Source organism: Hymenobacter monticola (genome assembly GCF_022811645.1).
GTDB classification, from domain to species: Bacteria; Bacteroidota; Bacteroidia; order Cytophagales; family Hymenobacteraceae; genus Hymenobacter; species Hymenobacter monticola.
In genome coordinates this window covers 2432408-2456986 of the sequence record NZ_CP094534.1, presented here as the reverse complement: position 1 = coordinate 2456986, position 24579 = coordinate 2432408, and the positions used below count along the sequence as shown (strand labels likewise).

At 59.8% G+C, this 24579-nt stretch carries 25 protein-coding genes; 13 read left to right on the top strand and 12 right to left on the bottom strand.

Annotation, left to right across the window (positions count from 1 at the left end; all coding sequences use genetic code 11):
* Positions 1-122: 122 nt before the first annotated feature.
* From MTP16_RS10275 to MTP16_RS10235, 9 genes are all read left to right on the top strand, one after another.
* A complete protein-coding gene (locus MTP16_RS10275; protein WP_317244103.1) occupies positions 123-3143 on the top strand; it encodes a M16 family metallopeptidase in 3021 nt (1006 codons plus the stop codon).
* A gap of 272 nt (positions 3144-3415) precedes the next feature.
* Positions 3416-3712 carry a hypothetical protein gene (locus MTP16_RS10270; protein WP_243519355.1) on the top strand — a complete coding sequence of 99 codons (297 nt, stop codon included), beginning with the start codon at positions 3416-3418 and terminating at the stop codon, positions 3710-3712.
* Between the two features lie 42 nt (positions 3713-3754).
* Positions 3755-4048: a cell division protein ZapA gene (locus MTP16_RS10265; RefSeq protein WP_243519352.1), complete on the top strand. Its 294-nt coding sequence runs from the start codon at positions 3755-3757 to the stop codon at positions 4046-4048.
* Positions 4049-4179: 131 nt separating this feature from the next.
* Complete coding sequence (gene rny, locus MTP16_RS10260; RefSeq protein WP_243519350.1) at positions 4180-5868, top strand: ribonuclease Y; 1689 nt, start codon at positions 4180-4182, stop codon at positions 5866-5868.
* A 235-nt stretch (positions 5869-6103) separates the two neighbouring features.
* The gene (locus MTP16_RS10255) at positions 6104-6898 is read left to right on the top strand and encodes a hypothetical protein (RefSeq protein ID WP_243519347.1); all 795 of its coding nucleotides are present in this window, start codon (positions 6104-6106) and stop codon (positions 6896-6898) included.
* 121 nt (positions 6899-7019) lie between these two features.
* Positions 7020-7808 carry a hypothetical protein gene (locus MTP16_RS10250; protein WP_243519344.1) on the top strand — a complete coding sequence of 263 codons (789 nt, stop codon included), beginning with the start codon at positions 7020-7022 and terminating at the stop codon, positions 7806-7808.
* 66 nt (positions 7809-7874) lie between these two features.
* On the top strand, positions 7875-8843 hold the full coding sequence (locus MTP16_RS10245; RefSeq protein WP_243519318.1) for an N-acetylmuramoyl-L-alanine amidase: 969 nt from the start codon (positions 7875-7877) through the stop codon (positions 8841-8843).
* Between the two features lie 77 nt (positions 8844-8920).
* Positions 8921-10159: a pyridoxal phosphate-dependent aminotransferase gene (locus MTP16_RS10240; protein WP_243519315.1), complete on the top strand. Its 1239-nt coding sequence runs from the start codon at positions 8921-8923 to the stop codon at positions 10157-10159.
* Between the two features lie 22 nt (positions 10160-10181).
* A complete protein-coding gene (locus tag MTP16_RS10235; protein ID WP_243519312.1) occupies positions 10182-10832 on the top strand; it encodes a cytochrome b/b6 domain-containing protein in 651 nt (216 codons plus the stop codon).
* A gap of 80 nt (positions 10833-10912) precedes the next feature.
* On the opposite strand, the gene MTP16_RS10230 is transcribed toward MTP16_RS10235, so the two are convergent.
* From MTP16_RS10230 to MTP16_RS10220, 3 genes are all read right to left on the bottom strand, one after another.
* Complete coding sequence (locus MTP16_RS10230) at positions 10913-12058, bottom strand: Gfo/Idh/MocA family protein (protein ID WP_243519309.1); 1146 nt, start codon at positions 12056-12058, stop codon at positions 10913-10915.
* Between the two features lie 274 nt (positions 12059-12332).
* Positions 12333-14690, bottom strand: a complete 2358-nt coding sequence (locus MTP16_RS10225) for a M1 family metallopeptidase (protein ID WP_243519306.1) — start codon at positions 14688-14690, stop codon at positions 12333-12335.
* Between the two features lie 224 nt (positions 14691-14914).
* Complete coding sequence (locus tag MTP16_RS10220; RefSeq protein ID WP_243519303.1) at positions 14915-15508, bottom strand: HupE/UreJ family protein; 594 nt, start codon at positions 15506-15508, stop codon at positions 14915-14917.
* A gap of 65 nt (positions 15509-15573) precedes the next feature.
* Here MTP16_RS10220 and MTP16_RS10215 point away from each other — a divergent pair, with 65 nt between their 5' ends.
* Both MTP16_RS10215 and MTP16_RS10210 read left to right on the top strand, forming a co-directional pair.
* Positions 15574-16536 carry a hypothetical protein gene (locus MTP16_RS10215; protein ID WP_243519299.1) on the top strand — a complete coding sequence of 321 codons (963 nt, stop codon included), beginning with the start codon at positions 15574-15576 and terminating at the stop codon, positions 16534-16536.
* A gap of 49 nt (positions 16537-16585) precedes the next feature.
* Positions 16586-16993: a hypothetical protein gene (locus MTP16_RS10210; RefSeq protein ID WP_243519296.1), complete on the top strand. Its 408-nt coding sequence runs from the start codon at positions 16586-16588 to the stop codon at positions 16991-16993.
* Positions 16994-17109: 116 nt separating this feature from the next.
* On the opposite strand, the gene MTP16_RS10205 is transcribed toward MTP16_RS10210, so the two are convergent.
* Both MTP16_RS10205 and MTP16_RS10200 read right to left on the bottom strand, forming a co-directional pair.
* Complete coding sequence (locus tag MTP16_RS10205; protein ID WP_243519294.1) at positions 17110-17451, bottom strand: DUF5615 family PIN-like protein; 342 nt, start codon at positions 17449-17451, stop codon at positions 17110-17112.
* 6 nt (positions 17452-17457) lie between these two features.
* Positions 17458-17688 (bottom strand): DUF433 domain-containing protein, encoded by a 231-nt coding sequence (locus MTP16_RS10200; protein ID WP_243519290.1) that lies wholly within the window; start codon positions 17686-17688, stop codon positions 17458-17460.
* Between the two features lie 211 nt (positions 17689-17899).
* Between MTP16_RS10200 and MTP16_RS10195 the strand changes: the two genes are divergently transcribed.
* Together MTP16_RS10195 and MTP16_RS10190 are read left to right on the top strand one after the other, a co-directional pair.
* Positions 17900-18121 carry a hypothetical protein gene (locus MTP16_RS10195; RefSeq protein ID WP_243519287.1) on the top strand — a complete coding sequence of 74 codons (222 nt, stop codon included), beginning with the start codon at positions 17900-17902 and terminating at the stop codon, positions 18119-18121.
* Positions 18121-18525 (top strand): putative toxin-antitoxin system toxin component, PIN family, encoded by a 405-nt coding sequence (locus tag MTP16_RS10190; protein ID WP_243519285.1) that lies wholly within the window; start codon positions 18121-18123, stop codon positions 18523-18525. Before MTP16_RS10195 ends, MTP16_RS10190 begins: the two co-directional genes overlap by 1 nt.
* Before the next feature lie 195 nt (positions 18526-18720).
* Here the strand turns inward: MTP16_RS10190 and MTP16_RS10185 are convergent, their stop codons facing one another.
* The 7 genes from MTP16_RS10185 to MTP16_RS10155 all read right to left on the bottom strand — a co-directional run bounded on the left by MTP16_RS10185 (position 18721) and on the right by MTP16_RS10155 (position 24517).
* Positions 18721-19053 (bottom strand): type II toxin-antitoxin system VapC family toxin, encoded by a 333-nt coding sequence (locus MTP16_RS10185; RefSeq protein WP_243519282.1) that lies wholly within the window; start codon positions 19051-19053, stop codon positions 18721-18723.
* A gap of 278 nt (positions 19054-19331) precedes the next feature.
* On the bottom strand, positions 19332-19769 hold the full coding sequence (locus tag MTP16_RS10180) for a hypothetical protein (RefSeq protein ID WP_243519279.1): 438 nt from the start codon (positions 19767-19769) through the stop codon (positions 19332-19334).
* 84 nt (positions 19770-19853) lie between these two features.
* A complete protein-coding gene (clpB, locus tag MTP16_RS10175) occupies positions 19854-22463 on the bottom strand; it encodes an ATP-dependent chaperone ClpB (RefSeq protein ID WP_243519276.1) in 2610 nt (869 codons plus the stop codon).
* Between the two features lie 145 nt (positions 22464-22608).
* Positions 22609-23286: a hypothetical protein gene (locus MTP16_RS10170; RefSeq protein ID WP_243519273.1), complete on the bottom strand. Its 678-nt coding sequence runs from the start codon at positions 23284-23286 to the stop codon at positions 22609-22611.
* Between the two features lie 64 nt (positions 23287-23350).
* Positions 23351-23776, bottom strand: a complete 426-nt coding sequence (locus MTP16_RS10165; protein ID WP_243519270.1) for a hypothetical protein — start codon at positions 23774-23776, stop codon at positions 23351-23353.
* Between the two features lie 262 nt (positions 23777-24038).
* Positions 24039-24299: a Txe/YoeB family addiction module toxin gene (locus tag MTP16_RS10160; RefSeq protein WP_243519267.1), complete on the bottom strand. Its 261-nt coding sequence runs from the start codon at positions 24297-24299 to the stop codon at positions 24039-24041.
* Entirely contained in the window at positions 24299-24517 is a 219-nt protein-coding gene (locus MTP16_RS10155) for a type II toxin-antitoxin system Phd/YefM family antitoxin (RefSeq protein ID WP_190923451.1), read from the bottom strand. The genes MTP16_RS10160 and MTP16_RS10155 overlap by 1 nt, the downstream gene beginning before the upstream one ends.
* Positions 24518-24579: the final 62 nt, after the last annotated feature.

Below are 24579 nucleotides of genomic sequence, written 5' to 3'. Positions count from 1 at the left end.
TTTTGACCTTGCTGCGCAAGCTCAACCGCGCCACGCGCTTTGCGTGGTGGTTGCGCCAGAAGCCGTAAGTTGCGGCTTGAATTTCTTCGCTCGTTTCTAGTTGTTTCACCTTTTCTCCAAAAATGAACCTTCGTTTCCTCTCAACCCTGGGTTTGGCCTTGATGACAACCGTCAGCTTTGCCCAGCAAAAACCGGCCGCCAAGGCCAGCACGGCCAAAACTGCGGCCCTGATGACCACGCCCGGCGGCACCAAGCTCGTCGAGAAAGTGACCAAGCAGCCCGGCCAGGTCGTCATTCCCTACGAGAAGTATGTGCTGCCCAACGGCCTCACGCTCATCGTGGCCGAAGACCACTCCGACCCGCTGGTGCACGTGGACGTGACCTACCACGTGGGCTCGGCCCGTGAGCAGATTGGCAAGTCGGGCTTCGCCCACTTCTTCGAGCACATGATGTTTCAGGGCTCCGACCACGTAGGCGACCAGCAGCACTTCAAGATTGTGACGGCCGCCGGCGGCACCCTGAACGGCACCACCAACCAGGACCGCACCAACTATTTCGAGACGCTGCCCAGCAACCAGCTCGAAACCGGCATGTGGCTCGAAGCCGACCGCATGGGCTTCCTGCTCGACGCCGTGAGCCAGAAGAAGTTCGAGATTCAGCGCTCGACCGTGAAAAACGAGCGGGGCCAGAACTACGACAACCGCCCCTACGGCCTGGCGAGCGAATACATCTCGAAAACGCTGTACCCCTACGGCCACCCCTACTCCTGGCTCACCATCGGCTACCTCGAAGACCTTGACCGCTCGAACGTGGACGACCTCAAGAACTTCTTCCTGCGCTGGTATGGCCCCAACAACGCCACCCTGACTGTGGGCGGCGACGTGAAGCCCGCCGAGGTGGTGAAGCTGGCCGAGAAATACTTTGGCTCCATCAAGCGCGGGCCGGCCGTGCCGGTGCAGAAGCTGCCCGCCCCGGTGCTCACCGCCGACCGCTACGTGAGCTACCAGGACAACGTGCGCTTCCCGATGCTGCAAATGGTGTTTCCGACAGTGCCCAACGGCCACCCCGACGCCGTGGCCCTCGACGCACTGGCCGAGATTCTGGGCGGCGGCAAAACCTCGCTGCTCTACAAAAACCTGGTGAAGAACCAGAAAACCGTGCAGGCGCAGGCTTACCAGCAAAACTCGGAGCTGGGCGGCTTCCTCGATTTGATAGCGCTGCCCCTACCCGGCAAGACGCTCGACAGCACGGAGGTTATCATTCGCAACACGCTGAAAGAATTTGAGAAGCGCGGCGTGAGCGACGACGACGTGCAGCGCTTCAAGGCCCAGACTGAAGCACAGGTAATCAACAGCCTGGCCAGCGTGCAAGGCAAGGTGAGCCAGCTGGCCGCCAACCAAACCTACTTCAACAACCCCAACTACCTCACCGTTGAGTTGAAGGAGCTGCGCGCCCTCACCAAGGCCGACGTGCAGCGCGTGTACGACAAGTACGTGAAAGGCAAGCACGCCGTGATTCTGAGCGTGGTGCCCAAAACCGGCGGCGTGGCCGCGGCCAAACCCGACAACTACACCGTGGACAAATCGGGCTACAAAGCGCCCGACTACGGCTACGCCGGCCTGAAATACGTGAAGCCGACGGACAATTTTGACCGCAGCAAGCAGCCCGGCGCTGGCACCAACCCCGTGGTGAAAGTGCCCGCCCTGTACCAGGAAACCCTGCCCAACGGCCTGAAAGTGGTGGGCACGAAAAACGCCGAGATTCCGGCCGTGACCATGCGCCTGACCATCCGCGGCGGCCACCGCCTGGAGCAGGCCATGCCCGGAAAGGCGGGCATTGCCCAGCTCACGGCCAGCATGCTGAATGAGGGCTCGGAGAAGTACACCAGTGAGCAGTTCACGGCGGCCCTCGACAAGCTGGGCTCGTCGGTGTCGGTGAACGCCGGCGACAACGAAACCACGGTGTATGTGCAGAGCCTGACCAAGAACCTGCCCGCCACCATGGCCCTGCTCGACCAGCGCCTGCTGCACCCGCGCTTCGACGCCGCCGATTTCGCCCGCGTGAAAAAGCAGCAGCTTGAGGGCATTGCCAACGCGGTGAACCAGCCCACCGTCATTGCCGACCAAACGTATAGCCGCCTGCTTTACGGCACCGGCAACATCGCCGGCACGCCGGTGGCCGGCAATACGACCTCGGTGAGCAGCCTCACGCTCGACGACGTGAAGAGCTTCTACAACACTTACTACGCACCCAACGTGAGCTACCTCGTGGCCGTGGGCGACGTGGACCAGCCCACCCTCGATGCCAACCTGGGCTTCCTGAAAAACTGGGCCAAGAAGGACGTGACCATCCCGACCGACATGGCCGGCGTGCAGCCCGACAAGACCACCATCTACTTCGTGAACAAGCCGGGCGCCGCGCAGTCGGAAATCCGCGTGGGCTACCTCACCGACATGAAGTACGACGCCACCGGCCCGTACTACAAAGCCTACCTCTCGAACTACGTGCTGGGCCAGGCATTCAACTCGCGCATCAACCTGAACCTGCGCGAGAACAAGGGCTTCACCTACGGCGCCCGCTCGGGCTTCGCAGGCACGCGCTACGCGGGTCCGTTCACGGCCTCGGCCGGCGTGCGCGCCGATGCCACGGCAGCCTCGGTGAAGGAGTTCATGAGCGAAATCACGAACTACCCCAATGGTATTTCCGATGAGGAACTGGCCTTCACGCAGTCGTCCATTGGCCAGAGCGACGCCCTGCGCTACGAAACCGGCCAGCAGAAAGCCGGCTTCCTCTCGCGCCTGGTGGAGTACAACCTCGACCCGACCTACGTGAACCAGCAGACGGAAATCCTGAAAAACCTGAAGAAGGAAGACGTGCAGGCCATTGCCAAAAAGTACCTGCCCGCCGACAAAATGTACATCGTGGTGGTGGGCGACGAGAAGCAGTTGCCCTCGCTGCAGGCCCTGGGCTACCCCGTGGTGCAGCTCGACGTGGAAGGCAAGCCCGTGGCATCGGCCGACATGCAGAAGATGCCCAACGCCGCGCCAGCCCAGATGACCATGCCCGTCACCGACGAGAAAATAAAGGACAAAGCCGATGACGGCAGCAAGCTGAAGGTGAAAACCAAGAAGGGCAAGTCGTAGGCAGAACCATTTGCTACTGGCTTTAGGCACGTAGCTGATTGAACGTCATGCTGAGCGAAAGCGAAGCAGCTTTACCGCAACAGTAATTATTTGCTGCGCGGTGGAGCTGCTTCGACAAGCTCAGCATGACGTTCTACTTTTTTGGGCGGTTTTTATTTTGGTGCACGCCCGCTTCATAATCAAACCTCTCTGAGGCACAAGCCGCGAGCAAGTGCGGGGTAAAGCGTAGCTTTCGGCCGGCGGCTTTATCTTCACGCAAAAATTTCCTGCCCGTGGCCTCTTCCCAACAGCTTGCGCAACTCGACCGCCTGGAGCGGCAGATTACCACCTTAGTGGCTGCCTATCAGGAACTGCGCGAGGAGATGGCCGATGCCACCACCACCATTCAGCAGCTCAAGGCCGACGTGCGCGAGAAGGACCGGCAGCTCAAGGAGCGACAAAACCAGGAAAATATTGTTAAACTTGTACACACCATAGCTGGGGAACCCACCCACGCCAACGAACTTAAACTACGCCTCAACGAATACATCCGCGAACTGGACAAGTGTCTTGCCTATTTGAGAGACTAACCCACTGACCCTTCCCCCCTCCCCCGCCGTAACTTCTGCCGCATGAGCGAGCTAGCCATCAAAATTCGTATTGCTGACCGGGACTATCCCATGCGCGTGGACGTGCAGGATGAGGAACGGCTGCGCCTGGCCGGACGACTGCTGGGCGACAAGCTGCGCGAATTCCGGGAAGGCTACGGCATTCAGGACAAGCAGGACTTGCTGGCCATGGTAGCGCTTGCCACCATGGCCGACCAATTGAAAGTGAGCAAGGAAAAGGATGGCACCGATGCGGCGCTGACCGAACGGCTGGCTCGTTTCGACGAGCTGCTAGCCGGCGTGGTGCTGGCGGGCTGAGTTAGCCCGCCCGGCACCCACACACTCGTTGGCCCGGTTGGGCGGCGCGGCAATCGGCCGCTTCCGCCCCGCCCGGGCACTTCTGTTCTACCTGGTTATGGTTTTTTACCCACCCCAAAAACCATAATTACATGTCACCCACCATATTATACTGTTTGCTCACTGCGGTGGTCGCCCTTGTGGCCGGCTACCTGGTTGGTAAACAGCTGGCCGGCAAAGCCCGGCTCGACCACGAAGGCGAGGCCCAGGCCCGCGCCCAGCAAATTCTCCGCGAGGCCGAGGAGAAAGGCAACCGCCTTCGCGACGAGAAAATAAAGCAGGCCGACGAGCGCCTGGAGCAGAGCAAGAACAAGTTCAAGAGCCTGCGCAACGAGTTCGACCAGGAAAGCAAGCGCCTCAAAGCCGAGCTGGATGGCGAGCTTACCCAGCGCCGCCAGGGCGTGACCGAACAGGAGCAGAGCATCAAGCTGCTCACCGAAACCACCCAGCGCCAACTCGAACAACTTCAGAAAAAGGAGGCCGACCTGGAGCGCCAGCGCGAGAAAAACCAGGCCGACACCCAGCAGCTGCGCGACAAACTCGAGGCCCAGGCCGAGAAGCGCCGCCTCGACCACGAGGAGACCATGGCCGAGCTGGAAGCCAAGCAGCGCGAGGCCGACGAGCAGCTGCACAACGTGCAGCGCCAGCTCGAAACCATCGCCAACCTGACCGCCGCCGAAGCCCGCGAGCAGTTGGTTGAAAGCCTCAAGAACGAGGCTCAGATTCAGGCCAGCTCCTACGTGAAGGACACCGTGGCCCAGGCCAAGCTCACGGCTACCAAGGACGCCAAAAAGATTGTGCTGGAAACCATTCAGCGCACGGCTTCGGAGCACGCCATCGAGAACTGCGTGTCGGTGTTCAACATTGAAAGCGACGACGTAAAGGGCAAAATCATCGGCCGCGAGGGCCGCAACATCCGCGCGCTGGAAGCCGCCACGGGCGTCGAAATCATCGTGGATGACACCCCCGAGGCCATCATCATCTCGGGCTTCGACCCGGTGCGCCGCGAAATTGCCCGCCTCTCGCTGCACTTGTTGGTGAAAGACGGCCGCATTCACCCCGCCCGCGTGGAAGAAATCGTGGCCAAAACCCGCAAGAACATCGAGGAAGAAATCGTTGAAATCGGTGAGAAAACCATCATCGACCTCGGCATTCACGGCCTGCACCCCGAGCTGATTAAGATGGTGGGCCGCATGCGCTTCCGCTCTTCCTACGGCCAGAACCTGCTGCAACATAGCCGCGAAGTGGCCAACCTCTGCGCCACCATGGCGGCCGAGATGGGCCTCGACGTGAAGAAAGCCAAGCGCGCCGGCCTGCTGCACGACATCGGCAAGGTGAGCACCGAGGAGCCCGAACTGCCCCACGCCATTCTGGGCATGGAGATGGCCAAGAAGTGGAAAGAGCACCCCGATGTGGTAAACGCCATCGGCGCCCACCACGACGAGATTGAGATGACGGCCATGATTTCGCCGCTGGTGCAGGCCTGCGACGCCATTTCGGGCTCGCGCCCCGGCGCCCGGCGCGAGATGATGGAAAGCTACATCAAGCGCCTCAAGCAGCTGGAAGAAACCGCCAACGGCTTCAAGGGCGTGAACCAATGCTTCGCCATTCAAGCCGGCCGCGAGCTGCGCGTGATGGTGGACGCCGAGAACGTGACCGACGAGCGCGCCAATGAGCTGAGCTACGAAATCTCGCAGAAAATCGAGAAGGAAATGCAGTACCCCGGCCAGATTAAAATCACCGTGATTCGGGAGATGCGCGCCGTGGCGTATGCGAAGTAGCCCTGCATTTCATCAAACAATCCAAACGCCCCCGCCATGAATTTGGCGGGGGCGTTTGATTTTCAGCTTTTTGCAAAGTCTGATTTTCCGCATTGAAAACATGCCTGGGAGTTCGAGCAGGCTCTTTTTACAGCAAGCATTGCCGTAGCAGAAGTCCTTCTTTGCTGACTATTGGGTTGTGAGGTAGGTGGCGACGCACCTATCTAGGGGTGCTTAACCGCTAATCAATTGGCCTATGCGTCGTTTATACTTTGGGTTGTTAGCCATTGCGGCCAGCGGCTGCACCCTGTACCAGCCGATGCTGGGGACGCTGCCGGCCGTGCGCAAGCCCGGCGACGTGGCCGCCGCAGCCAACTGGCAGTTTCCGTACGGTGGGCAGGCGGCGGCCATTGCCTCGCCGCTGCCCCATGTGCTGGTGCTGGCTGCTGGGGGATTGCACGCCTACAATGCCGAGCGCGACAGCTCCAACAACTATGTTCGGAACCGCCAGTACGAAGCCGGCCTGGGCGGCTACCTCACGGTGGGTCGCACTTGGCTCAGTGCCGCCGTTGGCGCGGGCCAGGGCCGCAGCTTTCGCTATGGCCGCTTCACGTCGCCGGACTCATTTGGCGGCGGCCTTGCCATTGGCGCTACTGTCGGCAGCAGTGGCGGCAAGGGTAAATATCAGCCGGTGCCCGAGCTGCGGGGCTACTACAACACGCGTTTTGCCCAGGTAACGGCCCGGTGGCCCAGCGTCGGCCACCCCGAAAAGGAGTTTGGCGCCACCTTGCGCCTGACACAGGCGCGCTTTACGTCCTTGTTGCTGAACGACGTGGCGCAGCCTCCGGCTTCGCAATACTACTTGCAGGCGTCGGTGCTGGTGCAGCAGCCATTGTGGCGCCGGCTGCAATGGCAAGCGGGAGGCAGCTATGATGTGCCGCTCCGTAGCATCAGCAACGAAGCAGTGTTTGGAAAGGCGCCGTTGCGGGCGTACGTGGGGGTGATGTACTGCCCCGGCAGTGTCCGTAAGGGCCCCAACCACACTCTTTGAAGGAGGTGCAAGGCATGACGCCGTACCCATATGTACTGCTTCAGATTGTGCAGCCCACAGTTGGCAATTATAAGCCGTAATTTGAACGGCTAAAGTCGGACGGCATCTCTCTGCGCTTCCAATGAAAACCCTCTTTACTCTTGCACTAGCCATCGGCAGCCTGTTCCTGCCTAGCTGCGTGGTGTACATGCCCATGCAGTGCGCCGCCCCGCAGCTCACCGATAAAAAGCAGGGCGAAGTCAGCGGAAGCAGCTACCTCAGCGGCCGGGTGGAAGTGGCCGGCACTTACTCACCGGTGCGACACCTGCTGGTGCGGGCCGCCTACAGCAGCCGGCACGGCAATCCGCAGGATTCTACCTATTACCGGGGCTACCAGTACGACCTGGGCGTGGGCACCTACTGGCCGCTGGGCCAGCAATGGCTGGTGGGTGGGCTGGGCGGCTTTGGGCAAGCGCGCAGCAACGCGGCCTTTGAGCGGACGGCCATTTTATTTCCCTCGACTCGCTACGAGTACGATGCCCGCTACAACAAGCTCTTTGGGGAAGTATATGGCACTTTCCAGGCCAGCGAGGCCGTGTCGTTCGGGGCCGCCTACCGGGTGACGCAGGTAAATTTCACGACGCTCACCGAACATGCCCTGCCCGTCGGCCTCAGCCGCATGACCCGCAGCGAGCCCATGGTTTACTTCCGGGTGCGGCTGGGCGATGGCCCCACCGAGAGCCGGCCCGTGCAGCTGCAGGCTGCCTGGGGCACCTCGGCCACGTTTGGCTACAACGAGAGTGACCGCAGCACCTACTACTCGGTGGGCGTGCGCGACCTGAAGCAGGGCCGGAGCTACACCACCATTGGCATCAGTATTTTTCCGCATTGCCTGTTCCGCAAGGCCCAAGCTCCCGGCGAGGGACGCTAGGACGCGTATTTTGCACGCAATTGGTCACATGACCCTTTTTCTTTCCCTCGCCAATCCGCTGCTGGTATGACCTTCCGTTACTGCCTGGGCCTGGTTGCCAGCGTCGCCATGGCGGCCTGCGCCGCCCAGCGCAACCCCTACTCCGCCACCAACAAATCCTACAAAGCCCAGGTGAAGGCCTATGCCAAGGCTTTGCGCGCCACGCCCGTGCCCACGCCGGGCGCCGACAGCCTGCTGCAAGGCGCCTACTGGGTGGGCACCACCAACTTCAACCTGCGCAAGCCCAACTACGTCGTCATTCACCACACGGCGCAGGACTCCACAGCCCAGACGCTCAAGACGTTCACGCTGCCGCGCACGCAGGTGAGCGCGCACTACGTGATAGGGCGCGATGGGCGGGTATTTCACATGCTGAATGACTACCTGCGGGCCTGGCACGGCGGCGCGGCCAAGTGGGGCAATACCACCGACATCAATTCCTCCTCCATCGGCATCGAGCTCGATAACAACGGCACCGAGCCGTTTTCGGAGCCGCAGATGGCCAGCCTGGTGCGCGTGCTAGCTGGCCTCAAAAAGACCTACGGCATTCCCACCGCCAATTTCATCGGCCACGCCGACATTGCCCCGACCCGCAAGAACGACCCCAGTGCCCTCTTTCCGTGGAAGCGACTGGCTGACAATGGCTTCGGCCTATGGTACGACGCCGGCCCGCTGCCCAGCCCCTTCGTGGCCGACAGCGCGGCCGCGCTGGCCAGCCGGCTGCTGAACCCGACCGTGACGCTGCCCGAGGACGACCTGACGACGCCCAAGGCGCCGGTCGACTCCAGCAAAGTAGATGCCCAGCTGGCCCGCCTCAACAGCCCGATTACCAGCTTCAACCCCAAAGACGCCCTGCGCATCATCGGCTACGACACCAAGGATTTGCCGGCGGCCGTACGGGCATTTAAGCTGCATTTCATTCAAACGAACGTGGGCGGGCCGCTGACGGAGGCCGACAACCGCATTCTGTATAATCTGTACAAGAAGTGCTTGTAGGCGGCGGGCAGCCGCTATATTTCGCTGGTAGAGCCCGATAGCAGTAGCTGGGCGCGCCAGGGGTTTAAGTCGATTTTATGCTAGAGGTTTCCAAGCGCGGGCAGGCCATGCCCGTTTCGCCGTTTCGCAAGCTGTTGCCGTATGCCGAGGCCGCCCGCCAGCAGGGCAAGATTGTTTACCCCCTCAACATCGGCCAGCCCGACGTGCTGACGCCGCCCGAACTGCTGGACGCCGTGCGCCACGCCGACGTGAAGGTGCTGGGCTACGCGCCCGGCGCTGGCACCGACAGCTACCGCCGCAAGCTCGAAACCTACTACCAGCGCGCCGGCATTCCGGCCCGCTTCGAGCACATCATGGTGACCACCGCAGGCAGCGAGGCCATTCACTTCGCCATGCTCACTTGCCTGAATCCTGGCGATGAAGTCATTGTGGCCGAGCCTTTTTATGGCACCTACACAGCCTTCGCCATTGCGGCCGGGGTGAGTATCGTGGCCGTCACGGCCCACATTGAGGACGGTTTCGCCCTGCCGCCGCTGGCCGACTTTGAGGCCGTCATAACGGAGCGCACCCGCGCCATCCTCATCTGCAACCCCAGCAACCCCACGGGCTACGTGTACCGACGCGACGAGCTGGAAGCCCTGCTGGGCTTGTGCAAGCGGCACGACTTGTACCTGCTGTCCGACGAGGCTTACCGGGAGTATTGCTACGACGGCGCCCAGGCCACCAGCGCCCTGAGCCTGGCCGGTGGCGAAAAGCACGTGGTGATGCTCGACACCATCTCGAAGCGCTACAGCGCCTGCGGAGCCCACGTGGGCGCCCTCGTCACGCGCAACCCCGACGTGTGGCAGGCGGCCTTCCACTTCGGGCAGATGCGCATTTGCCCGCCGGTCCTCGAAATGCTGGCCGCCGAAGCCGCCGCCGACCTGCCCGCCTCCTACTTCGACGGCACCCGCGCCGAGTACCAGGCCCGGCGCGACCTCACCGTGGCCGCCCTGCAAGCCATGCCCGGCGTGACCTGCCCTGTGCCGGGCGGCGCCTTCTACGTAGTGGCCCGCCTGCCCGTGGATGATGCCGAGAAATTCGGCCAGTGGCTGTTGGAAGATTTCACGCTTGATAACCAGACCTTGATGCTCTCGCCCGCCAACGGCTTCTACCACACACCGGGCCTGGGCCGGCAGGAAGTGCGCCTGGCTTACGTCATCAACCGCACTGATTTGGCCGCCGCGCTCACCTGCCTGGCGCAGGCCTTGCTGCAATACCCCGGCCGCACAGCATCACAACCGGCGGGCCTTGCAGAAGCGGCCACCGCTTCTTGATTTTAACTCTATTCAATCGCAAATGGACACCCGCATTGCCCCCGCCGTCGAAGCACCCACCAAAGATTACCGCGGCACGCTGCGCTTCTGGCACTGGGCCAACGCCTTGCTCATCAGCCTGCAGTTGATGACGATTCTGTTCCAGAAGGTGATTGTCAAGTCCAAGTCGGCTGTCACGGAGCTGCAGTCATCAGGCAAAGACGTTTCGGTGCCGCAGGCGCGGGAGCTGGCGCACATCATCAGCGAGCGTATCTGGGCCTGGCACATCTACTTTGGCTGGGCCCTGGTGGCACTGTGGGTATTCTGGCTGGTGCTGCAGCTCTCGGGTCCGTCGGAGCTGCGTTTCTCGGCGCGGCTGCTGGGGGTCCTGCGCCGCTACCGCCTGGCCCCGCCTGCCGACAAAAGCAAGGCAGGCAAGATTCTGTTTGCCAAAACCACTTACGCCTTGTTCTACCTTTTCCTCACCATTATGGTGGCGACGGGCCTCATCCTGATTTTCGAGGACGTATCGTGGCTCAAGGGCATTCACCACCTGGCCGAGGAAACCCACAACGTGACGATGTACCTCATCATCGGCTTCATTCTGATTCACGTCGTGGGCGTGGTGTGGGCCGAAATGAAAGAGGACCACGGGCTCATTTCGCGCATGGTGGGCGGCGAGGAGAAGAAATAAGAACGTGTACCCCGAAGCTCCGCTTCGGCTCCATTGAACGATGCTAACGCGAGCCGAAGCGGAGCTTTGAGGTACACGTTTTAACGGCTGTTCATCTTATCCAGCACCGCCACTACGTCTTTGGTCGACACCTTCTGGCCGGTTTCGGCGGCGCGGTAGATGGCGGATAAGAGTTGAACGTCGCGCAGGCCCATTTCACCGGGCACGCGGGTAGGCTTGTTGGTGAGAACGCAGTCGGCAAAGTCGTCCATTTGGCGGGCTTGCTGGGGCACGTTGGGCAGGCTCATCGCGCCTTGCCGGGTGCGGCCCGCAATGCCGCCGTAGCCAAACGCTGGTTCCAGCTCCAGCCAGCCGTTGGCGGCCTCGGCGCGCAGGCGGCTGCTCAGGTTTTCGCCGTAGCTGGTGCGGCAGTCGGCTACGGCGCCGTCGGCAAACTGCATTTGCCAGCTCATCCCCTCCTCCACTTCCCGGAACAGCGTGGGGTTGGTTTTGGGCGCAAACTTGGCCGTGACCGATACCGGCAATTGGCCCTTGGTGTAGATGACGCCCTGCACGCAGTAGATGCCCATGTCCATGAGGGGCCCGCCGCCGGCCAGTTGCTTGCTCACCCGCCACGGGGTGTCGTTGTTGAAGCGAAAGCCGTTGTCGGCCGCCAAGTGGGTGATGGGGCCGAATGACTGCGTCTGGCCCAGACGCATCATTTCCTGGTGGTGGGGCTCGAAGTGCAGGCGGTAGCCGATGCTGAATTTCTTGCCCGCCTTCTGCATGGCCGCAATCATGCGCCGGCAGTCTTCGGCCGACGTGGCCATCGGCTTCTCGCAAATGACGTGCTTGCCCGCCCGCGCCGCCCGCTCCACATACTCGGCGTGCAGGGCCACCGGCAGTACCACGTACACGATGTCAATGGCCGGGTTGTCGGCAATGCGGTCGAAGGTCTGGTAGTTGTAGATGTTGGCGTCGGGCAAGTTGTACTGCTGCTTCCACTGCGCGGCCTTGGCGGGTGTGCCGGTCACGATGCCGGCCAACCGGCACAGCTTGGTTTGCTGCAACGCCGGCGCCAGCTGGCCGGTGCTGTACTTACCCAGGCCCACCAGCGCCACGCCCAACGGCTTGGCAGCTGGCCGCGCCAGCGCCGCTGCTCCCACCAGCGAGGCCCCCACCCCCAACGACAAGGTGCGAATAAATTCCCGGCGGGAAGCGGCAGTGGCGTGGTCGAAGGAGTGCATGACGGCAGGCGTTGGTGTGCTTCGAAGTACCTGATTCAGCGCTTCATGGTTTCGGCTTTTTGCGTGACAAATGGCCAAGCTCGTCTGTCATTGCGAGCGCAGCGAAGCAATCCGTCCTTTCCACGCGACTAGCTTTGATAAGTGACAACGCCAACAAAAAGCCCCGGCACCATTGCGGTACCGGGGCTCTGTGGCAAAAGGGCGTGTCTGGTGCTGAGAGGACGGATTGCCACGGGCTTCGCCCTCGCAATGACAGGCAGACGTCCTGCGTTGCTTACTGGCCGCTGCCTACCGGCTTCTGCTCCAGCTTCTGCATGGGGCTGCTGGTGCGGCTGGTTTGCTGCTGCATGGGGTTCGGCGGGGACTGCTGTTGCTGCTGTTGGAACAGCTCGAAGCGCGAGGCGGCCGGCTGGCGCGGGAAGGCGTTGTTGCTCAAATCCGTGTCGGCCGTTTGCTGGAAGGGGTCGATGACGAAGCTGATGACGGGCTTCTTGGTCACGATGACCTTGGTCACTTCCGCGTTGTTTCGGCGCCAGATTTCGGCCGGGATGGTCTGGATTTCCTGGGTGTTGTCGGCGTAGGTCATTTGCAGCACGATGGGCATCACCAGACCGCCCACGTTGCGGAAGCTCAGCTCGTAGAAGTTCTGCGCGTCGCCGAGGCGCTGCTTCTGCTCGTCGGTGAGGGTGCTGAGCATCGTGGCGTAGCGCTGCTGGTCGGCGGGCGTCACGGCCAGCGGGTCGTAGCTGTTGTAGAAATCCTTGAGCTCGGGCTTCTCCTCCACCAGCGTTTTCGGGATTTCGGTGGCGTTGCGCTGGGCCGAGATGGACTGCGGCGCGGCGGCTTTTTGCTGCTGCAGGCGGGCGTTTTCCACCTGCGGGTTGCCGGTGCTGGCGCTGTAGGCTTTCACCGATTCGAGGGCCAGGTCGGTGTGCTCAGTGGTGTAGAACCAGCCGCGCCAGAACCAGTCCAGGTCCACGGCCGAAGCGTCTTCCATGGTGCGGAAGAAGTCGGCCGGCGTGGGGTGCTTGTAGGCCCAACGCTGGGCGTAGGTTTTGAAAGCGTAGTCGAACAGCTCGCGGCCCATCACCGTCTCGCGCAGGATGTTGAGGGCCGTGGCGGGCTTGCCGTAGGCGTTGTTGCCGAACTGCAGCACCGATTCCGAGTTGGTCATAATCGGGGTTTGCAGGCTCTTATCGGTGGCCATGTAGGCCGCGATGTTGCGGGGCTCGCCGCGGCGGCTGGGGTAGTTGCGCTCCCACTCCTGCTCGGTGAGGAACTGCGTGAAGGAGTTCAGGCCCTCGTCCATCCAGCTCCACTGCCGCTCGTCGGAGTTCACAATCATGGGGAAGAAGTTGTGGCCCACTTCGTGGATAATCACCGAAATCATCCCGTATTTCACCTGCGCCGAGTAGGTGCCATCCTTCTGGGGCCGGCCGCCGTTGAAGCAAATCATGGGATACTCCATGCCGCCGATGGCGCCGTGCACCGAAATGGCCACCGGGTAGGCGTAGGGAATGGTGTATTTCGAGTAAGTTTTGATGGTGTGGGCCACCACCTGCGTCGAGTATTGGCCCCACAGCGGGTTGCCTTCCTTGGGGTAGTAGCTCATGCACAGCACGGGCTTGCCGCTCTGCGTGATTTGCATGGCGTCCCAGATGAACTTGCGCGAGCTGCACCAGGCAAAATCACGCACGTTTTTGGCCACGTAGGTCCAGGTTTTGGTGCCGGTGGCGCGGCCGCCTTCGGCTTTCACGGCCTCGTCCTGGCTCACGATGAGCACCGGCTTCTTGGCCGTTTTAGCCTGCTCCATGCGCTTCAGCTGCGTCGCGCTCATCACCTGGGCGGCGTTTTGCAGGGTGCCGGTGGCGCCCACCACGTGGTCGGCCGGGGCGGTGATGCTCACCTTGTAGTCGCCGAAGGGCAGCGTGAATTCGCCGGTTCCGAGGAACTGCTTGTGCTGCCAGCCCTGGTTATCGGAATACACGGCCATGCGCGGGTAGAACTGGGCCATCTCGTAGAGGTAGTTCTTGTCGGCCGGGAAGTACTCGTAGCCGCAGCGGCCGCCCTTGGTGGCGTCGTTGATGTTGTAGTGCCACTTCACGCTGAACGACACCGACTGGTGGGGCCGCAGCGGCGCGGGCAGGTCCACGCGCATCATGGTGTGGTTCGTGACGGTGTGCAGGGCCTTGCCGTCTTTGCCGGTCACGCTTTCGATGCGGAAGCCGCCGTCGAAGTCATCCACCAGCGTTTCGAGGGTGCGGAAGGACACCTTGTCGCTCAGCGAATTCACCTCGGTGGCCGTCGTCATCGAGTTTTTGTCCCAGATGTTCTGGTCGAGCTGCACCCAGAGGTAGGGCAGCACGTCGGGCGAGAGGTTGGTGTAGGTGATGGTTTCGCGGCCCGTGATGGCCTGCTTGGCATCATCCAGGGTGACTTTGATGTCGTAGTCGGCGCGTTGCTGCCAGTAGTCGGAGCCGGGGGCGCCGCTGGCGGTGCGGTAGCTGTTGGGGGTCGGCAGCATCGTTTCGAGCTGCGCGAATTTATCGGTACCGGAGTTGGTGGTTTGCGCGGCGGCGGGCAGCAGGCCCGTCAGCGCCAACCCCAGGCCGGCTAATAGAAAACGACGCATGGAGAAAGCGTTAATTGAAAAATCAGAAAAAGCGAAAGCCGAGAAAGTCGCTAAAGTTACGCCAGGGTTGCGGCAAGGGGGTGAGAGGCGGCCGTCTTAAATTAAGAACGGTCATGCTGAGCGCAGTCGAAGCATCTCTACCGCAGTGGTAATCCAATCGACAGGATTAGATGTGCGGTAGAGATGCTTCGACTGCGCTCAGCATGACCGTTCTTTCCCACCCCTCACGGCCACAACTGCTGCAACAGCAACACCGTGGCAATGCCCAGGGCCGCGCCGCTGGTGGTGAGCAGCCAGTCGCGCCGGGCCACGCGCAGGCTGCCCAGCAGCAGCGCCCCCAGCAGCAGAATGGCGCTTACTATTAGCACCTGGCCTAGCTCCACCCCTATATTGAAGGCAAACAATTCCTCCACCGGCCGGCTGTTGGCCCCCAGCAAGGACTTTAGATAAGACGAAAACCCAAGCCCGTGAATCAGACCAAAGCCCAGCGCCAGCGCATTGGGCGCGGCCGCAAATATGGGCATGCGCCGCGTGATGAGCCGGCCCGCACCGCGCAGATTCACCAGCGCTGTTGTCATAATGGTGATTGGAATCAGGGCCTCAATGACGGCTGGCTTGAACGCAACCACGCCCAGCGTGGCCAGCGCCAGCGTGAGCGAGTGCCCCACCGTGAAGCTGGTGACCAACGCCAGCACCCGCCGCCAGTCGTTGAGCACGTAGGGCGCGCACAGGGCCAGCAGGAACGTGAGGTGGTCGGCCGCCCGCGGCGTGCAAATGTGCAGGAAGCCGAGCTGCAGGTAGGTTTGAAAAACGGACATGGAAAGAAGCAAAGCCGCGCAAAAGTCCGGTAACTTAGCGAGAAATTTACCCCTGCCTTTCTTTTATGAAGCACCGCTACCCTTTGCTTCTCCTGGCTGCGCTGTTGACAAACAGGCCGGTAGTAGCCCAAACCGCGCCGGGCCCGATGAGTAATTTTGCGCAGGTTCCCCTCACCCGCCAGGATACGGCCCGGGCCGTGCACGAGCTGTTTCAGCGGCGGCGTGGCGGTGGGTTTGGCTGGCTGGCCTTTGGCGGGGCGGGCATGGCGGCTTCAATCATCCCGGCCCAGCAGACTACCAGCGCCGGCGTCTGGACGCCGGGCGTGGTGTTTGGCGCGGGGTTTTCGGTTCTGGGCATTAAGAAGCTGGTGCAGTTTGGCTGGGGGCGCGAGCACCGCGTGCTCCGCCAGCTAGCCGCCACCGGCCACCTCCCAGGCGATGTGCGGCGGCGCCTGCGCGGCAACTTCGCGCCGCTGCACGGCACCGCCTCGGCCCCCGACCCACTTGCCAGCAACGGCTTGGCCCCCGCGCCTGTCAGCCCAGTCGCAACGCCTTCGTCCACTCAGCCGGAAACCGAGCGACCAGCCGCGGCAACCGTTCCGGTCACTTCTCCGGTTCAAGCCCTGGCCGATGCCCGCCAGGATACACTGGATGCCGTGCAGGGCTTTTTCAACGCCAGACGGCTGGGCGGGCAGCTACCAATTTTGTTGGCCCTGCCCGGCCTGCGCCTGATGACGGGCGCCACCAAAACGGGGACGCCATCGCCCTCGCCCTATGTGCAAACGCAGCGTAGCGACCCGTCCGGCGGGCAAGTGGCGGCTGGCCTGCTGCTGATGGCCGGCGGCGTGACCTACATGTTTGTGCACAACGCCCCTTATTCCGACAAGAAATTCAGTGCCCTGCGCACCAGCTACCTGGCCGGTGCCCCGCTGCCGCCCGAAATCCGCGCCAGGCTCAAGCCCCAGCACCTGGCCGCCGGCCGCAAATACCGCGAGCGCCTGGAGCGCCGGGCCGCCCGTCGCCAATAAGGCCGCCGTGGTCATGTTTTGCTTTTAACACCCCAACTCTACTCTTTTAATGAAAAAACAATTACTCTGCGCGGGCTTCTTCCTGAGTCTGGCGCTACCCGCCTTCGCCCAGCAGCCCGTTCCCAGTGCCATACCGTCGCGCGCCGATAGCGTGCAGGCCGTGCATCGCCTGTTCAGCAAGCACCGCACCGGGGGAATCGTCTGGAGCATTATCGGCGCGGCGGCCGCCGGGCGCATCGCGGGCGCCGCGGCCGGTGGCAATAGCTCCGGCAACGGTGGCGGCACAGCGGTCGGCATTCTGGTATTTGGCGGCGTGCCGGCAGGCATCGGCATTGGCAAGCTGGTGCGTTTCAGCAATGGCCGCGAAGACGCGGCCGTCAGGTCTCTAGAGGCTGGCAAAGGCCTGCCGCACTACGTGCAGCGCCGCCTAAAAAAGGCAAAATACTTTATGAATTAATCCTCGCTGCAAATTGAAAAAGCCCCGTTGGCGCATGGCCGGTGGGGCTTTTTATTGCTCTGCAACTCCCCCGCCCCCGTGGCCGCCGCGGCCGGGGTGGCGAGGGTTTCGCGCAGTTACGGCAGGCGAAGCTGCAAGAAGCCAAACTCTGTCTGTTCACCCAGAAACGTTTCTATTTGCGGCAGCCGCACCAGCAGAAACTCGGCCAGCTTGGCCACCGGCACCTGCGCATTTTGCACGGCTACCACACGGGGCGGAAAACCTTCGGCCAGTACCAGCCGCAGGAAGTCCTCGTCTTTGGTAATGACATCGTAGCTGTGCTGCTTGGCGTATCGCCAGATGCTGGTATCGGGGCTGTTATCGAGGTGAATATCCCGAACGTGCAGCACCACTGCGCAATGCGGGCGCAGGTAGGCCGCCAAACGCCAGGAAATATTCTCATCCAGCAGCAGGCGCATACTCAACTACGCCGCCAGCAGCACCACGCTTTCCTTATAAGCCGCATAGAGCAAGCAGGCGCGCACCTGCGCCGGGCCAATGGCCGGAAATTCCTCCTGAATATCGGCCGCGCTCATGTCGTTGGCCAGCATTTCCAGCACCTCGGCCACGGTCGTGCGCGTGCCCTTCACCACCGGCTTGCCGAAGCGCACCTGCGGGTTCAGTTCAATGTAGGCGGTAATAGCGGCGGTGTCCATAAGCGGCGGGTGTAACTGAGCTACCAAAAATACGCAGGACTTAGGTAGAAGGTATACAACTGTGTACTCCCGCCTCCCCCACCGCGCCGCCGGGGCCGCCGCGGCAGGGGTAGCGGAAGTTTCTCGCGGACGTACCCTGTGCAGTCAGAGACTCGCACCTTTTTGCAGACCTTTGGCGTTAACTTGCTACAGCACCAACCCTCCTACCGTCATGCCTACTTCTGCCCCTATTCAACCTACCAGGCTCAACAGCATGCAAATTAGCCTCCTCCGCCTTTTTGAACGCGGCATGAGCGATGAAGACACTTTGGAACTACGCCGCGTCATTGTGGCGCATCTATCGAAAAAGATGCTAGCCGAAGTGGAACGCATTGACAACGAGCGCGGCTACACCGCTGAAGACTACGAGCGGATGCTCAATGCACCATCCTGATGCGCCAAGTAGTTATCGACACCAATTGCCTGCTGGCTTCCCTCAACCGCAACAGCCCATTTCATCGCTTGTACGAGCTGTTCATCAGCGAAGCATTTGAATGGATACTCAGCAATGAAATCCTCACGGAGTATGAGGAGGTGCTCACCCAACAGTACTCCGCAGCCACCGCCCAGCGAGTAACCGAGATTCTGCTGAACGCTCCCAACATTTCGTTTCAGGAAGCTTACTACAAATGGCAGCTGATTGAAGCCGACCCCGACGACAACAAGTTTGCCGACGTCGCCATTGCCGCCAGTGCCGATTACCTGGTCACCAACGACCGCCACTTTGAGGTCCTCAAGCAACTGGAGTTTCCAAGGGTGCTCGTCGTCAGCTTGCAGGAGTTTCTGAGCAGCTTTTGACAATTCGGTTTTTCGTTTCAAGATGAAAAAGCCCCGCCAGCTATGCGCTGACGGGGCTTTCATTTGTTCCTCCGCCGCCGTGGCTGCCGCGGCCGGGGTAGCCGAAGTTTCTCGCGGGCGCAGTTGCAAACGTTACTTCACCACCTCCACGCCGTACAAATGGAACTTGCCGTCAGAGGTCAGCACCGGTAGGTTTTAGGTCAGCGCCTGCGCAATGATGAGCAAGTCGAATGGGTCGCCATGGTCCTTGATTTTGGGCAGCGTGGCAATACGCAACAGTTGGCTTTGCTTGATGGGAAGCAAGCGTATTTTCACCCGCCGGCGGAACTCGCCCGCCAAGTCGTCCAACGTGACGCCTTGCAAGTCCAGTTTCCCCAGCCGAACCTTAATTGCCATTTCCCAAATGCTGGCCGAACTGAGCGTCAATTCCGTAGCCGGGTCGGTTAGGATACGCTGGTAACTGGGTTTCAGCGTTTCAAAGGCCAAACCGCCCACCAATAGCGCATTGGTATCCAGCAAATACCTCATACACCGCTCGGCCAATTCTTCGGCCGTTCGTGGGCCTCAAAGAAATCAGGAGCCAGCACCACCTTTCCCTTCAAAAAGTTGGGGATAAAATTCGACTTCTTCGCCGGCTTGGCGGCTGCTTTCTTAGCCGCACCCGCTTTGGCCGGCGCGGCTTTCTTTTTGGGTGCAGTCGTAGGCATGGTGCAGTAGCTTGGTGAGTAAAGATAACGCCAGCCGCAAAAACTTAGTTGTTCCCCACCCCGCCGCCGTAGCCGCCGCGGCCAGGGTAGCGGGAGTTTCTACTTTCTACTCGAGACGGGCAAATATGTGTCTTTCTCAGGTAGATATTCACGAATGAGTTTTTTCAATTCATTATCTAATTTATACAGCCTTGTGCCAATTAGCAATGAACTTCCTTGAGCTAAATAAACAGAACGTATGGTGCCATTTTGATATGATATCTGAAACCAGAACCGCACAAAGCTACTTTTGAACCCATCCATAGGTATAGTGTCGCGGGCGGCTAGGGCTTGCTCAAGTTGCGCCACAAATCGGGCTGGCTCTTTCAGTTTTATTTTAAGAGGGGCTGAATTCTGAATACTGAGTGTATCAACTGGTATCCATATTGAGCTTGATAGGGAGTATGCATGAAGACGTACCGCTCTAACTTTTAACGGAGGTTTTACAGCTACAAAAGCTGCTGATAGGATTGCGGCTACAATAGGAAAGATATTCATTACTGCAAGCTAATCTAAATCACAAATAAAAAGCCCCGCCAGCACAACGCTGACGGGGCTTTCCCATTCAAAACCGAGCGGTTATTATACCGCCGGCATCTCCACGTTCTCGAACTTCACCGCGCCGTCTTCCAACACCGCTTCCACCACGGCGTCTTTGTGCACGCGGCCGGAGAGGATGTCCTTGCTCAGCTCGTTGAGAATCACGCGCTGTAGCACGCGCTTGAGCGGACGGGCGCCGAACTGCGGGTCGAAGCCCTGCTCGCCGAGGAAGTCGAGCACCTCGTCGGTGGCTTCGAGGCTGATGCCGGCTTCGGCCAGGCGCTGCTGGATTTGGCGGAACTGGATATCGACGATGCGGCGGATTTCCTTGCGCTTGAGGGGCTGGAACATCACGATTTCGTCGATGCGGTTCAGGAACTCGGGGCGCATGTGCTGCTTGAGGCGCTCCACTACTTCCTCGCGGGTGCGGTCCACCACTTCGTCGTGGTTGTAGTCGTTCAGCTCCTTGAAGTTCTTCTGAATGATGTCGGCACCCGTGTTGGAGGTCATGATGATGATGGTGTTCTTGAAGTTCGCCACCCGGCCTTTGTTGTCGGTGAGGCGGCCATCGTCGAGCACTTGCAGCAGGATGTTAAACACGTCGGGGTGGGCCTTCTCGATTTCGTCGAGCAGGATGACCGAGTAGGGCTTGCGGCGCACGGCCTCGGTGAGCTGGCCGCCTTCGTCGTAGCCCACGTAGCCGGGAGGCGCGCCGATGAGGCGCGAGGTGGCGTGGCGCTCCTGGTACTCGCTCATGTCGATGCGCACCATGGCGTTTTCGTCGTTGAACAGGTACTCGGCCAGGGCCTTGGCCAGCTCGGTTTTGCCAACGCCGGTGGTACCCAGGAAGATGAACGAGCCGATGGGCCGCTTGGGGTCTTGCAGGCCGGCGCGGGAGCGGCGCACAGCGTCGGAGATGGCCGCTATGGCTTCGGACTGGCCGGCCACGCGCTTGCCCAGCTCGGCTTCGAGGTTGAGCAGCTTCTCGCGGTCCGACTGCAGCATTTTGCTGACGGGGATGCCGGTCCACTTGGCTACTACTTCGGCAATGTCCTCGGAGGTTACCACTTCCTGCAGCATCGAGCCGCCGTCTTTGTTGGCGTTGGCCTGGTCCTGCAGCTGCTTCAGCTTCTGCTCGGCTTCCTGGATTTTGCCGTAGCGCAGCTCGGCCACGCGGCCGTAGTCGCCCTGGCGTTCGGCCTGCTCGGCTTCCACTTTGAAGCGCTCGATGGCTTCTTTCTGCTCCTGAATGCCGGTGAGGACGCCTTTCTCGCTTTCCCAGCGGGCTTTGAGGCTGTCGCGCTTCTCGCCGAGCTCGGCCAGCTCTTTGCTCAGGACAGTTTCGCGGTCCTTGTTGTCTTCGCGGCGGATGGCCTCGCGCTCAATTTCGAGCTGCATGATGCGGCGCTGCACCTCGTCGAGCTCCACGGGCATGGAGTTCAGCTCGATGCGGAGCTTGGCGGCGGCTTCGTCCATGAGGTCGATGGCCTTGTCGGGCAGGAACCGGTCGGTGATGTAGCGCGAGCTCAGCTCAACGGCCGCTATCACGGCGTCGTCGGTGATGCGCACGCCGTGGTGCAGCTCGTACTTCTCCTTGATGCCGCGCATGATGCTGATGGCGTCTTCCTGCGAGGGCTCGTCGACCATCACGGCCTGGAAGCGGCGCTCCAGGGCCTTGTCTTTCTCGATGTACTTCTGGTATTCCTTGAGCGTGGTGGCCCCGATGGCGTGCAGCTCGCCGCGCGCCAGGGCGGGCTTGAGCAGGTTGGCGGCGTCCATGGCGCCCTCGCCCCCGCCGCCGGCCCCGATGAGGGTGTGCATCTCGTCGATGAAGAGCACAATCTGGCCGTCGGAGTCGGTCACTTCTTTGATGACGGCCTTGAGGCGCTCCTCAAACTCGCCCTTGTACTTGGCCCCGGCCACGAGCAGGCCCATGTCGAGGCTCATGATGGTTTTGTCGCGCAGGTTTTCGGGCACGTCGCCGGCCACGATGCGCTGGGCCAGGCCCTCCACGATGGCGGTTTTGCCCACGCCGGGCTCGCCGAGCAGCACGGGGTTGTTTTTGGTGCGGCGCGAGAGGATTTGCAGCACGCGGCGGATTTCCTCGTCGCGGCCAATCACGGGGTCCATCTTGCCGGTGCGCACCTGCTCGTTGAGGTTGCGGGCGTAGCGGTTCAGGCTCTGGTACTGGTCTTCGGCGCTCGGGCTCGTGACTTTGCGGCCCCCGCGCAGCTCCTTGATGGCGGCTTTGAGGTCTTTCTCGTTGAAGCCGGTGTCTTTGAGCAGGGTGGCCACGGCGTCGCGGCCGCCGAGGATGCCGAGCAGCAGGTGTTCAACGGACACGAATTCGTCGCCCATATCCTTCATGGCGGCGTTGGCGCGCTGCACGGCGGCGGCGGCCTCGTTGGCGAAGTAGGGCGAGCCGCCGCTCACCTTGGGGTAGGCGGCCACGAGGGCGTCGAGGCGCGGGGTGAGGATGTTGAGGTTCGCCCCGAGCTTGCTGGCGAGAAACGAGAAGACGCTCTCGTCGCTCTGGAAGAGGCCCTTCAGCAGGTGGCCCGTTTCGACGGCCTGCTGCTGGTTGCCCCCGGCGATTTCGGTGGCCTTCTGCACGGCCTCCTGCGCCTTGATGGTGAAGTTTTTAAAGTCCATGTTGCTTAGTCTCGGTTAGGTGCTTCGGGTTAGGAAGTTTGTACGAGGGGACTAGCAAACGGGGTGCGAGAAGGCTTTTTCGGACTTTTTGGCGGGAAATAACAATTTTCAACTACTTATTATAGGTCAATATGTCACAAGCAGTTCAATCCAAATTCCAATAAGCATCTGCATCTCCATCCAATACGTCATTGATGTAGTCATCGTCTAAATATCCGCCGTACCCATCACTATATCTGGTGGACCCTTCTACTGGCCCGTCAAATTCATCCCAGGTTTTGTCAATTTTGCTTACAATTTTTCCGTTTTTAGCAAAAATATTTTCAATAAATTTCCTCATTTCAGCACTAGAAAGTTCTTCTGGCCAAAATATTGGTCTGGTATAACTTGACGCTAACTTACCATCGTATTTATAAGGCCTAACATTCAAGGTAGCAATTGTACCACAAAGCAAACACCCGGGTTTAATTTTACCTTTCTCACATTCAGAATACAAATTTTTTATTTTATCATAATAGAATTCACTCCCCTGTTTATAAGGCGCATTAATTTCACCAATATTGAGCCCTAGAGTAATATCCCCAGAATCACCTTCATAATAATCAATAAAACGCCATTTCATCACTTCATTATTATCGTCGTTATAGAATATATTTACTTTATATTCAGGTTCTCTTGCTGCCACCCATGCATCAAAATTGTATAGGTCAACTAACTCTTCGGGCAGAGTTAAGATATATACCACACTTACTTTTAACTGAAAATAAACATTTTGCGACGAAGATATTTTTTTCTCAACTGAACGCACACATAGATGATTCATACAAGTAGGTATCGTTTAAGTATTAGAGACAGTGAATTACCTGCGCTGCAAAATGAGCAAACAATTAACTATAAGGAGAGTCTTTAAACAGCTTCAACTGACATTCTTCGTATCTATCAACTGATTCGGCAATCTTCCGCATTTGTTCATAACGCCCTGCATAGACGCCATAAATGTTTGATGGCTCATCCCTCATTGCTTTATTAATTATGTCTGACAGCATAAATCTATTATGATTTTTATCCACGTAAAACTGAATAAGTGCTGATTCTAATAACAAAATCCTCTTCATCAAGCGCGCCTTCTGTTTAGTATAGTTCAACATACCTGCGCTTCTGTTTAAAAGCGGAAAACCTTTTTCTATAATTGTTTCTTTCACCTCAGAGGCTATACTTCCAGGAAGATTCATCACTTGATAATATTCTTTCAGTAAAACATCAAGTTGTTCCGAAAAACTTTTCTTTCCGTTATGTACCAAAACTGAATTCATCGCGTCATTAAGCGCGTCTATTTTTTTTAGTGTAAATCTTATTCGTAGAATTACTACTTGAAAATGGCCACATATGCGTCAATAAACTAGTGTAATGAACAGAATATCTGGAAACTAAAGTGTCTAGTAAAGAAGCAAGCTACACAGAAGCGCCCGTTTCTTCAGCGGCGGGAGCGGCGGGCGGGGGGTGGATGGAGGCTGTGGCCGTTGGAGAGAAGCTGTAGTATCGTTCTAGCGGCGGGGGCAGCGGGCGGGGGGGGGGCTACTTCTCGTAGTGGAAGCGGCAGGCGGCAATGAACAGGGTTTCGCCTTGCACCTGATACACCAAGCGGTGCTCGTGATTGATGCGCCGCGACCAGAAGCCGCGTAACTCATTTTTCAACGCCTCCGGCTTGCCCATGCCTTTGTGGGGCGTGCGGGTGCATTCTTTGATGAGGTCGTTGATTTTGTGCAGAATGTCGCGGTCGGTTTCCTGCCAGTACAGGTAATGCGCCCACGCTTTTTGGGAGAAGCTGACCAGCATTAGCTCAGCTCTTTCATCGGCACGGTCTGCCCCTGCCGAATCTGCTCAATAGATTCCAGCAATTCGCGGGCATTGGCGGGGTTGCTCAACAAGTACTCCGTTTCGTCCTGCGGCTTGGCTTTCGTGCGGGCCGGAGTGGCTTTCACGAACGGCAGGCTTTGCAGCAGCTCCATCATAAAGGCCGCTTTGTTATCGGGGACTTCCAGCGTGATTTTCATACTATCCAAAACTACGAAGTTTCCGCTTAGTTCCTGACGCCTGCCTCAGCTCCTGTAGAAGC